Annotated in this window: 8 protein-coding genes; 4 read left to right on the top strand and 4 right to left on the bottom strand. The window is 69.5% G+C overall.

Features of this window, described 5'->3' with window-relative positions:
• Positions 1-63: 63 nt before the first annotated feature.
• The 4 genes from HUW62_RS01100 to HUW62_RS01115 all read left to right on the top strand — a co-directional run bounded on the left by HUW62_RS01100 (position 64) and on the right by HUW62_RS01115 (position 8,003).
• On the top strand, positions 64-1,509 hold the full coding sequence (locus tag HUW62_RS01100; protein WP_176433292.1) for a nicotinate phosphoribosyltransferase: 1,446 nt from the start codon (positions 64-66) through the stop codon (positions 1,507-1,509).
• A gap of 24 nt (positions 1,510-1,533) precedes the next feature.
• A complete protein-coding gene (locus tag HUW62_RS01105) occupies positions 1,534-2,505 on the top strand; it encodes a nicotinamidase (protein ID WP_163865191.1) in 972 nt (323 codons plus the stop codon).
• Between the two features lie 107 nt (positions 2,506-2,612).
• Entirely contained in the window at positions 2,613-5,093 is a 2,481-nt protein-coding gene (gene tssI / locus HUW62_RS01110; protein ID WP_176433293.1) for a type VI secretion system tip protein VgrG, read from the top strand.
• Between the two features lie 24 nt (positions 5,094-5,117).
• Positions 5,118-8,003 (top strand): peptidoglycan-binding protein, encoded by a 2,886-nt coding sequence (locus tag HUW62_RS01115; protein ID WP_176433294.1) that lies wholly within the window; start codon positions 5,118-5,120, stop codon positions 8,001-8,003.
• 24 nt (positions 8,004-8,027) lie between these two features.
• Here the strand turns inward: HUW62_RS01115 and HUW62_RS01120 are convergent, their stop codons facing one another.
• From HUW62_RS01120 to HUW62_RS01135, 4 genes are all read right to left on the bottom strand, one after another.
• A complete protein-coding gene (locus HUW62_RS01120; protein WP_176433295.1) occupies positions 8,028-8,738 on the bottom strand; it encodes a hypothetical protein in 711 nt (236 codons plus the stop codon).
• A gap of 129 nt (positions 8,739-8,867) precedes the next feature.
• Positions 8,868-9,986, bottom strand: coding sequence for a glycerate kinase (locus HUW62_RS01125; protein ID WP_163865187.1), 1,119 nt, complete (start codon positions 9,984-9,986; stop codon positions 8,868-8,870).
• A 237-nt stretch (positions 9,987-10,223) separates the two neighbouring features.
• The gene (locus HUW62_RS01130) at positions 10,224-10,721 is read right to left on the bottom strand and encodes a YkgJ family cysteine cluster protein (protein WP_176433296.1); all 498 of its coding nucleotides are present in this window, start codon (positions 10,719-10,721) and stop codon (positions 10,224-10,226) included.
• 51 nt (positions 10,722-10,772) lie between these two features.
• Positions 10,773-12,018, bottom strand: a 1,246-nt coding sequence (locus tag HUW62_RS01135; RefSeq protein WP_255203149.1) for a class I SAM-dependent rRNA methyltransferase, incomplete at its 5' end; no start/stop codon positions are given.

The raw sequence follows: 12,018 nt of genomic DNA on the forward strand, positions 1-12,018 counted from the left end.
GAAGGGTAGGAAACCCATCATGCCGCGCGTAGTCTCAACAAACACCGGAGGAAGGCACCCAGGATGGCGACCTCGCTGCTCGCGACGGATGGCTACAAGTTCAGCATGGCGGAGGCCGGCTGGCCGTTGCGCCGGGAGACGTTCTATTACTCACACCGCAAGGGCGGCCTCCAGGTCATGCCCCTGGACCTCGCGGCCTACGTGCGTGCGCTCCTCCCCGAGCCCAAGCCGGAGGACTACGACTTTCTCGCGCGCTACGACTACGAGATGGGCGTGGGCTTCAAGGCGGCCATCCTCCGAAAGGAGAAGCTCTCCATCCGCGCCATTCCGCGCGGCTCGGTCTTCTTCCCACGCGAGCCCATCCTCACCCTCACCGGTCCCTCCGCCCTCATCTCCTGGGTGGAGCCGCTGCTGCTCCAGCTCAACTTCCGCATCCAGGTCGCCACCCAGGCCCTGATGGACCGGGACGTGCTGGCCCGCGCGCTCGCCCGCGTCACCTGCGAGGAGCAGAAGACCATCGCCCTGGAGACGCTCGACGCGGTGGGCGTCAAGCCGGTGCCCATCACCGTGGACTCGGAGGGGTATTCCCAGCGCGTGCGCGCCACCGTCCAGGAGCTCATCGACATCGTCGAGGACCCCGCGCGCATCTTCGAGGTGGGCCTGCGCGCGGCGACCTGTCTGGAGCAGCACGAGCTCGCCCTGCGCGCCTGCAAGGACGTGGGCGTCACGCGCACCAGCAACGTGGAGGGCGCGCGCTCCCTGGGGATGATGCCCGTGGGCACCATGGGGCATGAGCACATCCAGCGCTTCGGTTCGGACGATGCCGCGTTCCGCGCCATGCGCGAGCGCCGTCCCCAGCGCTCCAGCTACCTGCTGGACACCTTCGACACGCTCACCTCGGGCATCCCCGCCGCCTTCCAGCTCATCCGCGAGGACCCGGGCTCCGGCGACTCCATCCGCTTCGACTCCGGCAACAAGAAGCTCCAGTACCTCTACGCCGTGACACGCGCGCGTGACATGGGCATCCGCCCCGTCAACATCCTCGAGGACGGCCTGGATGCGGAGGCCACGCGCGAGTTCGAGGCGCTGCGGCGACAGGTGGAGTGGGACGCGAGCGCGCAGTTCTACGGCTACGGCGGCCACATCGTCGCGCGCACCATGGACTGCCCCTTCACCCGGGACAGGGTGGCCGCCATCTACAAGCTGTCGCAGACGGGAGCCCAGCCGGTGATGAAGTTCGGCAACGAGCTGGCCGAGGGCAAGCAAAGCATCCCCGGCACCCCCGTCATCTTCCGCCGTCGCCATGGCTCTGGTCCCATCGGCCTGGTGGGCCAGGAGGGCGAGCCGGCGCCGGAGGGCTACTTCCCGCTCATGGAGGCCGAGCCGGAGACGCCCTCCCTTGTCGGCGCGCTGGAAGCGAGCGCGGAGCCCGCGAAGATTGCCCAGACTCCCGCCACCAAGGCGCTCGTCGAGGAGCTGACGCGGCGTCACTTCCCCAAGAGCCGCTGACCCGAATCACCCCAGGAGGACCGCATGCCCCTGCCCATCCCTGACTTCCACCAGGACGCTCGCGCGGGTCAGCTGTACCTGGAGCGCACCGCCGAGGTCGCCGACGAGGCCCGGCGCTACGTCTCCCAGCACGGCCTGCGCCCCGCGCGAGAGGACAAGGTGCGCATCGCCGCCTTCGGCATCGACGTGCAGGTGGCCTTCTGCTCGCCCGGCGCCAGCCTCTTCGTCCCCGGCGCCGTCGAGGACACCCAGCGCACGCTGCGCTGGCTCTACTCGCACCTGGACCGGGTGACGGAGCTGGTGTTCTCGCTCGACACCCACCGCATCTTCCAGATCTTCCATCCCGCGTGGTGGAAGGACGCGCGGGGGCAGCACCCCGCGCCGATGACGCAAGTCACCGCGGCGGATGTCCGCTCGGGCCGGTGGCGGGCCACGCGCTTTCCGGAGGAGAGCCTGGAGTACTGCGAGCGCCTGGAGACACAGGCGCGCTACGTGCTCACCATCTGGCCGTACCATGCGCTGCTCGGAGGGCTGAGCCACGCGCTGGTGCCGGCGTTCTACGAGGCGAGCGTGTTCCACGCCCTGGCGCGGGACACCGCCACCCACTTCGAGATGAAGGGGGAGAACCCGCTGACGGAGAACTACTCCGTGCTCATGCCCGAGGTGACGGAGGTGAAGGGGCAGCGTGTGGGCGAATTCAACACGCGCCTCTTCGAGCGATTGATGACGTTTGATCGCCTCTACGTCTTCGGTCAGGCCAAGTCCCACTGCGTCCTGTCCACGCTGCGCGACCTCCGGGAGCACATCGAACGGACCGACCCCTCGAAGATGGGGCGGGTGCACATCCTGGTGGATGCGATGAGCCCGGTGCCGGCGCCGCCCCTGGACCCGCTTCCGCCCTCGTTGGACTTCCCCCGACTGGCCGATGAGGCCATCGAGGAGCTGCGGCGGGCGGGGATGCGGGTGGTGCGCACCACGGAGCCGCTGGACGTTTGAGCCGGACTTCCGGCGCGGGGCGTGCGCCGGGATTCACTCGGTGTGGTAGAATTCCGCCTCCGTCCCCGGCCCGCCGTTGATGGCTTGCCGCTGGTGAAGGGGGAGTCATGTCACGACAGAGCTCACCGGCGTTCTCGCTGAAGGTCGGCCCGCATGGCCCGGATGGGCTGGGCGTGTCGGGCATCTCCGGCTCCGAGGGGCTCAGTCGGCTGTACGACTTCCGTGTGGACTTCTTCACGGTGGAAGGCGACGCGCTCGACGTCGCGGAGCTGGTGGGCCAGGAAGCGCTGGCGACGTTCTCGGTGCGGGACTTCGCCGCCCGGCACGTGCACGGCTGGGTGCGCGAGGTGGAAGACCTGGGGATGAAGACGGGGCGCCGGCGCTACCGGGCCCACGTGGTGCCGCGACTGTGGCGACTGACCCAGTCCCACAAGAGCCGCATCTTCCAGGAGAAGACCGTCCCCGACATCCTCAAGGCGGTTTTGAAAGAGAACGGCATCGAGATGCGCGCGGCCCTGTCGGCCACCTACGCGCCGCGCGAGTACTGCGTGCAGTACCGCGAGTCGGACTTCGCCTTCATCAGCCGGCTGATGGAGTGGGAGGGCATCTTCTACTTCTTCGAGCACTCGGAGGACGGGCACACGCTGGTGCTGGGCGACAAGCCGAGCGCGCATGCACCGCTGCCGCAGGGCAAGACGCTGCCGCTGCGCCCCAGCCTGGGCAAGGCGGTGGTGGAGGAGGAGTACCTCTCCGCGCTGGAGGTGGTGCACCGGCTGCGTCCGGGCGCCGTGCACCTGAAGGACTACGACTTCTCGAAGCCCGCGCTGGACGTCTCCGGAAAGACGGAGGCCAAGGAGGGCGTGACGGCGCTGGAGCTGTACGACTACCCCGCCGGCTACGTGACACCGGGCGTGGGCAAGTCCACGTCGAACGTGCGCGTGGAGGAGGCCACGGTGGGAGGCCGGACGCTCGCGGGTGACAGCGTGGCGCCTCGGCTGACGCCGGGGTTCCTCATGGAAGTGGAGCTGTCCGAGGACGACGCCTTCAAGGGGGAGTACCTGGTCACCGACGTGGTGCACTCGGGCCTCCAGCCGGACGTCACCGCGGGCAGCGAGTCGCTCCAGGGGCTCTACCGCAACCAGTTCCAGCTCCTCCCCAAGGAGGTGCCCTTCCGGCCGCGTCGCAAGACGCCGCCTCCGCGCATCGCCGGCCTGCAGACGGCCACGGTGGTGGGGCCCTCCGGCGAGGAGATCCACACCGACGAGCACGGGCGGGTGAAGGTCCAGTTCCACTGGGACCGCGAGGGCAAGAAGGACGAGCGGGCTTCCTGCTGGGTGCGCGTGGGGCAGCCGTGGGGTGGCCCGGCGTGGGGCGACGTGTGGCTGCCGCGCATCGGCCAGGAGGTGGTGATTCGCTTCCTGGAGGGTGACCCGGACCGACCGCTGGTGGCGGGCGCCGTCTACAACGGCTCCAACATGGCGCCGTATCCGCTGCCGGACGAGAAGACGAAGAGCACTCGCAAGAGCGCGTCGAGCCCCGGCAGCGACGGTTTCAACGAGGTGCGCGTCGAGGACTCCGCGGGCGCGGAGGAGGTCTTCACCCACGCGCAGAAGGACGAAGACCTGCTCACGGAGAACAACAAGGACCAGCAGGTGGGCGGGTACGAGGCGCTGCTGGTGAAGAAGGACCGCAAGCGCACGGTGGACGGCTTCCAGACGTTGCTGGTGAAGAAGCACGACGTGTCGGTGGTGGAGGGCAACCAGTCGCTGCTGGTGCAGAAGAACCGCGAGAGCACCACGCTCGGGAGCCACGACGAGGAGGTCGATGGCAACCAGGTGATGACGGTGGGCGGCAACCTCTTCGTGGACGTCTCCAAGGCCTCGTCGGAGATGGTGGGCGCGGCGAAGGCCACCACGATTGGCGGGGCGCTGGCGGTGTCCGTCGCGCTGGCGCTGAACGAGGCGACCGGTGGCGTGAAGTCGATTCAGGTGGGCGGCGCGCACGTCGAGAACGTCATGGGCCACCGCAGCGAGACGGTGGCGGAGAAGACGGAGCGGAAGGTCGGCACCGACTGGCAGACCGAGGTGAAGGGCGCCGCCACGGTGACGGTGGGCAAGGACTTGAAGGAAGAGGTGAAGGGCCTGTTCCAGATTCACATCAAGGAGGAGACGACCTTGATGGCCAAGTCGTACTCGCTCAAGTCCGACAAGCTCTCCGTCATCGTCAACGGCAACCTGGCGTTGCAGGTGGAGAAGTCCGGCAACGTGAAGCTCATCGCCAAGACGCTCACGCTGGATGGCTCCGAGGTGAAGTTCAAGGGCGCCAAGGTGAAGATGGAGGCGGCGGGTTCGGCGCAGAGCGAGTCCATCAGCCTCAAGGAGATTGGAAAGCTGCCGCCGGCCGAGTCGGGCTCCATGCAGCTCAAGATGAAGAGCCGCAGCGGCGGGTCCGTGGAGGGGCGTGAGTTCGAGCTCAAGCTGCCGGATGGCAGTGTCCGCAAGGGCACGTTGGATGGGCAGGGTGGCGCGAAGCTCGAGAAGCTCCCCGAAGGTGAGTCGGTTCTGTCGTTCCCGAAACCGCAGGGCTGAGTCGCTGGAAGGACCCAACGCGCGATGAGCACACGGCACAAGGTCAAGCAGGGCGAGTGGCTGTCGAAGATTGCTCGGCAGTATGGGTTCGCCAAGTGGCAGGAACTCTGGGACCATCCGGACAACGCGTCCCTGCGCGCGAAGCGGGCGAATGCGTTCTGCCTCCAGCCGGGTGACGAGGTGGTCATCCCAGAGCTGCCGGGACTCAAGGTATCCACGGGCTCCAGCTACAGCCTGCAGGGGGGAGACCCTCCGGACCGCATCCGGCTGGGCATGCGACGGGCGAACGCGCCGCTGGGGCTCAAGCGCTACGAGTTGAAGCTGGGCGAGAAGCTCTTGAAGGGGACGCTGACCTTCCAGGGGCTCTTGGATCAGCCGCTGCCGCCGGATGCGACGGAGGCCACGCTCAAGGTGTGGACCTCCGAGGAGCCCGAGCTGGCGTGCGAGTGGAAGTTGAAGCTGGGCTTCCTGGACCCGCTGGACGCGCTCAGTGGCGTGCAGGCGCGACTGGCGAACCTGGGTTGGTACAACGGGCCCATCAACAACGAGCTGACGGACGCCACTCGCACGGCGCTGGCCAGCTTTCAGTTGGCGCAGCTGCTGCCGCCCACGGGTGAGCTGAGCAAGGAGACGCTCGAGACGCTCGAGGACCGGCACGAGCAGAACGGCGGCACGGAGGTCATGCCCCCGTCCTTCGGGTCGGACGACGACGAGGAGGAACTCCAGGAGGGTGGAGGCGCACCGGGTGGTGGTTCATCCTCGGCGGGAGCGGGCGCGGCTCCGCCTCCGGCGACGGGCCCGGCGAGTGCGAGTCCTGGGGGCACGGGCGGTTCGGCGAGTGGTTCGGGCACAGGTGGCTCGGGCACCACGACAGGCGCGAGTGCGGGTACCGGAGGCTCGGGCTCTACGACAGGCGCGAGTGCGCAGAGCGGTACGAGCACGGGCGGCGCGGGCACGACTGCTCAGAGTGCTCCTGGCGCTGGAGGCTCGGGCTCTACGACAGGTGCGAGTGCGCAGAGCGGTACCGGCACGGGCGGCTCGGGCACGACTGCTCAGAGCGGTGCGGGCACGGGTGGCTCGGGCACGACGACCGCCGCGTCCACGCAGGGAACCACGGGCACAGGTGGCTCGGGCACGACGACCGCCGCGTCTCCGCAGACGGGCGGAGGGACGGCGACGGGTGGCACGGCTGCCGCCGCCACCGCGCAGCAGAGTGCCACGGCGGTGGACACGCACCGCTACGGTGGCTTCGTCCTCCAGCGCAGGGACCGCGATGACCAGCATCGCTGGGGTGGCGCTGTGCAGCCTGTCGCCCAGGGCAACAACGGCGCGCCCACCCTGGTCGCTCCAGGCACGGGCACCGCGGGCAATGCCCTCACGGCGCCCACGCATGTGCTCCGGCTCCAGCGGGACCTGCGCGAGCTGGGCTTCCTCATCGGCGGCACTCCGGACGGAGCCTTCGGTCTGAGCACCGAGTGGGCCGTGCGCGAGTTCCAGATCTACTCGAAGATGGAGAACGTCGCGCTGGAGGACACCGCCAACACGAGCACGAACTACGTGGAGCGGCTGTCCCAGGTGGCCAACTCCCAGGTCTATGACGGCGCGGTCAGCGGCGTCGTCAACGACGACACCGAGCAGCGCATCCGCCACTGGCTCACCAACCACTGGCGCTGCCCCGTCATCGTCCGGGCGATGAACGTGGCGAACGGCAACCCCACCACCGTCGTCCAGGACAACCTCTGGCGGCACGACGACTGCGTCAACACCGCGCCGCGCATCTACGTGCGGGACTTCTCCGGCTACTACACGCTGCCCACCGGCCGGAACCAGACGGACCTGCACGTGCTGGGCACGTACACGAACTATCCCAGCTACGGCGGGCCGGTGAGCATGCCCACCCGGCACACGTGGGCGACGTCGGAGCTGCTGCCGGCGAACTTCGTGGGCGTGGCCAACTACAACTCGATGTCGGCCTCCCAGCGCTCCACGTACAAGGTGGTCCGCGCCGCCGCCGAGCAGGAGAACCTGGGGTACTTCGACTCGCTCAACGCCTACGACAACGCCTTCATCTCGCTGGGGCCGTGTCACTGGACGCTGGGCATCCTCTTCGCCGGAAGCGCCGAGCCCTCCGAGGGTGAGCTGTGCGGCTTCCTCTCCTATCTGCGCTCCAGCAACCAGACCGCCTTCGAGGAGGCCATCGAGTTCTTCGGCCTGCGCATCGACGAGGACTGGAACGCGGGGGCCGGCAACGGCGCCACGCTCTACAGCAGCGCCGGCAAGAAGTACTCGGGCTGGCCCGCGCAGCAGCTCGACGACGAGACGTGGGCTCGGATGGCGCAGACAGAGGCCGCGGGCAACTACTACAAGACGTATCACTGGTACTACCGTTTCCAGATGGCGGGACGGACCATCGAGGGCTTCCAGCGCGCCATGTGGAACGCGGCCCGCATCCGCCTGCGAGACATCCGCAACACGCCCTGGGGCACCGGCGTGGCCGACGTGGGGACCGGCGCCAACGCGCGTGCTCCGACCATCGGCGACGTGGCGACGTCCGAGAAGCTGATGGGCATCCTGCTGCGCTGGCACATCTTCCGCCCGGGCCATGTCGCCGGGGGGAACTCGGCGGGACAGCGGCTGCGCAATGCCTTCACCGCCGCGAAGGCCGCGAACCCCACGCTCAACTGGACCCAGGCCCCCAACCTGTGGGCCAACGAGCACGAGACCGCCCTCATCACCCACATCCTCGCGGAAGCATCGAGCGTGAATGACTCGGTGGACAACGTGGCGAACTGGCCGAGCTGGCTGGGGGGCACCGTCCAGACGACGAACACGCGCAACTACCAGCTCGTGCTGCCGGCGGGCACGACGCTGTTGTCGACGCGGAACTCGTTCAACTTCGACGTGCCCTGAGTCGCCGGGAGGCGGGGACGCCCGTCAGGGCTTCTCCGTCTCCGTGGACGCGTCCTGGTAGGTGTCGCCCTGGAAGCGCATCGTCACGCGCTTCACCTTGGGCGCGTCGAGGGTGCCGCTCTTCTCCCGGTGCACCACGTCGCGCCAGCCCTGGGTGCGCGTGTCCAGGGGCTTCAGCTCCAGCGTGTACTCGGGGCCCCAGACAGGCGCGTACCGGTCTCCGCTGCAGTGGACGTAGAGGGCCTGCATCGTGGCGCCATCGCTCCCCGCTTCCGCGGGGAAGATGACGTAGAGGTCTTGCTGGCCTCGGCCGTCCAGGTCCACCTCCGCCGCGCGCAGGGCCTTGCCGTAGCCGGGGTCCGGCTCCACCTGGACCGTGGGCTGCTTGCCCTTGCCCACCGTGGTGATGCGGAAGGTCTCGTCACGCGAGCACGGGCCCGCCGGGGATGCTGTGGGGGCGGTGTTTCCCGGGCCTTGTGCCGTCGCGGGCGGAGTCGTGCCCGCGCCGCCGGTGCCCTGGTCCGTCGTGGGGGGCGTCGCGCTTGCGCCAGTCGTGGCCGGTGCCTGGCCCGTCGCGGATGCGCCGGCGGACGCAGGCGGAACAGCTTCGCCAGCGGGGGAGGCAGCCCCTTCTCGTGCCTGGACCACGGGCTCCGAGGGAGTGGCGCGGAGTGAGCCCTCGGTGCAGGCGGTCGCGAGGCATGCTGCGGTGGCGGCGAGCAGGACGTGGCGCATGGACGGGAAGTGTACCGCTCCCTCCCGTGCGATTGCAGAGGAGCACCATCGGTCCTCGAGGCCACCCTCGCGGGGGGCAGGGTAGAGGACGTCAGTCCCTCTGGACGCACCTGCCCAAGGTCAGGACTGTCAGCGGCCGGACTTGAGTCGAGCCGCCGTCCAGCGCGCCACGGCCTCACGGAGCACATCCGCCGCCGGGGCCCCCGGACGCGCCTGGGCGCTCAAGTCCACCACCGTGTGGAACAAGTCCAGCTCCAGCCCCTCGTCGCGCTGCACCGAGCCGGCGAACAACTCCACCGGCGTGCCGTGCTCGCGCGCCAGCCGCGCCAGTCCACCCGGTCCCTTGCCCATGGACGTCTGCCGGTCGAAGCGCCCCTCGCCCGTGAGCACCACCTCCGCGAGCAACACGCGCCGCTCCAGCCCCAGCGCGCGCGACACCAGCTCATATCCAGGCACCAGCCGCGCGCCCGCGAGCACCGTCAGCCCGAAGCCGAAACCGCCCGCCGCGCCCGTACCGGGCCAGCCCGCAGCCAGGTCGCCCACCACGCTCGCGAAATGCGAAAGCGCCGCCTCCAGCGCCTCCACCTCTTGCGCGTCCGCGCCCTTCTGCGGGCTGAACAGGCGCGCGGCGCCATCCGCCCCCAAGAGCGGCGACGTGACATCCGTGGCGCCCATCAGCTCCACCTTCCCGAGCCTCGGGTGCCGTCCCGTCGAGTCCACCCGCGCGAGCGCCGCCAGCGCGCCGCCACCAGGCGGCAACGGGTTCCCCCGCGCATCCAGGAAGCGATAGCCCAGCGCCCCCAGCGCGCCCGTGCCTCCGTCCGTCGTGGCGCTGCCACCCAGTCCGACGATGAGCCGCTCGCAGCCCGCGTCCAGCGCGGCGCGCATCAGCTCTCCCGTGCCGTACGTGGAGGCACGTCGCGCGTTGCTGGGACTCGGCTCCATCCGCGTCAGCCCGGACGCCGCCGCCATCTCCACCACCGCCGTGCGCCCATCCTCCAGCAAGGCCCAGGCGGCCTCCACGGGCTGGCCCAGCGGACCATGCACCCGGCACACGCGGCGCTCGCCTCGGGTGCCCGACAGCAACGCTTCCACCGTGCCAGGTCCTCCGTCGGCGAGCGGCGCGACATCCAGCACCACCTCCGGAGAAACCTCCCGCACGCCCTTGGCCATCGCCTCGGCGGCCTCCGTGGCCGTGAGCGTTCCCTTGTATTCCTGCGGCGCGACGAGCCAACGAGGAGCAATCACGGCCGGGACACCCGAGCTTTCATCGGGTGGCCTCGATGACCTGTCGCTCCGCTCGTCCGACCTCTCCGCAAGCCCACGCCTCCGCAGCCGATTGCCGGCGCAATCATTGCCCCGTCAGCGCACGAGTTCACGCTGATACATGCACCCTTGTTTCAAAACTCCCCGAATTGCCGTGTTGCCTTGAATCCAAGAGCCGGATTCAGTGCAGACCAGGGCGCTGCGGTACGAGAGGACCCGTCAGGGTGTCTGTCTCGACGCCGCTGACGTAAGGGATTCCGCGTGCCACTCCAGCAGCGGGCGCGGTGCCTTGAGCGTGGCGTCCCTGCTCTGGGACACGCGCTCCAGCCGCTCCAGCAGCGCGCCCACCGTCTCCGCGGGCTGTCGCGCGGGCCCGCGGATGCGCTCGCAGAAGAAGGTGCGGCAGCCGAACGGGCGGTCCGCGTACACCGTGCAGCGCTTGCCCGCCGCATCCAGATAGGGGCACCCGCCGTCCTCGCGAGCGGGGGGCAGGGGGCGCCCCTTCGTCAACAGCTCCCACTCGGGCAGCCACAGCCAGGGCTGCCGTCCGGTGCGAGCGAGCTGGCAGCACTCGCCGCTCGCCGGGCACGAGAAGGGGAGGTAGGCCGTGTCCGCCTGTCGATAGATGGCGCGCACTTCCTTCAGTGCGCGCTCCTTCTCGCGAGTGCCCCCTGTCGCGGGTGCGTCCTCGCCTTCGTCCCAGTCCCGGGTCCGCATGGTCCGTGCCGTTGTCTCATGCCCCGGGCGCGCGGGTCGATGCGTGGCGCCTCACAACGCGCGCAGCACGTAACACTTCAGGTAGCGGGTTTCCCGCAGGTTGAGCAGCACGGGGTGGTCCTTGCCGGCGCCACGTCGCTCGATGATCTGCATGCGGCGGCGCGCATCCGCGGCGGCCGAGGCGAGCATGTCCTCGAAGGCCTGCTCGTCCACGTGGTACGTGCAGCTCGCGGTGATGAGGATGCCGCCGGGCCGCAACAGCTGCATGGCGCGGAGGTTGATCTCCTTGTAGCCGCGCACCGCGGCGGCGATGGCGTCCTTGTTCTTCGCGAAGGACGGCGGGTCCAGGACGATGGTGTCGAACTTGCGACCCTCGTCCACCGCGTCGCGCAGGAAGTCGAAGGCGTTGGCCACCACGACGTTCAGGTTGGTGAGCTTGTTGGCGGCGGCGTTGTCGCGAAGCTGCGCCGCGGCCAGCTCCGAAATCTCCACCGCCGTCACGCTCTGCGCCCGCGTGGCCAACTGGAGCGCGAAGCCGCCCACGTACGAGAAGCAGTCCAGCGCCTCGCCATGCGCGTACTGCGCGGCCACGACGTGGTTCTCCCGCTGGTCCAGGAACGCGCCCGTCTTCTGTCCCTCGAGCAGGTCCGCGCGCACGCGCACCAGTCCCTCGTCGAAGGAGACGGGGCCGGGCGCCTCGCCGCGCAGCATGCCCTTCTCCGGTGTCAGGCCTTCCAGGTGGCGCACGCTCACGTCCGAGCGGTTGACGATGCCCTTCGGCTTGAACTGCTCCTGCAGCAGGTCGGAGATGAGCGCCTTGCGCTGCTCCACCGCCGGCACCAGGAACTGGACGCTGAGGTAGTCGCCGTAGCGGTCCACCACGAGGCCCGGAATCCCGTCCGCCTCGCCGTGCATCAGCCGGTACGTCGTCTCACCCGGGAGCGCCTGGGTGCGCAGGGCCTGCGCGGCTAGCAGGCGCTGGCGGAAGAAGTCGTCGTCCACGGCGATGTCGTCGAAGCTGAGCCAGCGCAGGGAGATCTTCGACTGGCGCGAATAGAACGCCTTGCCGATGAACCAGCCGCGCCCGTCCACCACGCGCACCACCTCGCCACCGACGAGGCCCGGGTCGCCGTTGAGGTCGGCGCGATAAATCCACGGGTGCCCCGCCTGCCACCGGTCCACACCCCGGCGCACCAGGGAGACCTGGGGCAGTCCGTCCGGGCCAATCTCGGGGGAGGTCCGGTCCGGATGGACCTTTTCGGGACGGTGGTGGGGCCGGCCACGGCCGGCGCCGGAG

This window comes from Myxococcus sp. AM011 (assembly GCF_013372595.1).
GTDB lineage: Bacteria > Myxococcota > Myxococcia > Myxococcales > Myxococcaceae > Myxococcus > Myxococcus eversor.

Coding starts and splice junctions, on each gene's coding strand:
- HUW62_RS01100 (WP_176433292.1), top strand. CDS start 64: ATGGCGACCTCGCTGCTCGCGACGGATGGCTACAAGTTCAGCATGGCG.
- HUW62_RS01105 (WP_163865191.1), top strand. CDS start 1,534: ATGCCCCTGCCCATCCCTGACTTCCACCAGGACGCTCGCGCGGGTCAG.
- tssI (WP_176433293.1), top strand. CDS start 2,613: ATGTCACGACAGAGCTCACCGGCGTTCTCGCTGAAGGTCGGCCCGCAT.
- HUW62_RS01115 (WP_176433294.1), top strand. CDS start 5,118: ATGAGCACACGGCACAAGGTCAAGCAGGGCGAGTGGCTGTCGAAGATT.
- HUW62_RS01120 (WP_176433295.1), bottom strand. CDS start 8,738: ATGCGCCACGTCCTGCTCGCCGCCACCGCAGCATGCCTCGCGACCGCC.
- HUW62_RS01130 (WP_176433296.1), bottom strand. CDS start 10,721: ATGCGGACCCGGGACTGGGACGAAGGCGAGGACGCACCCGCGACAGGG.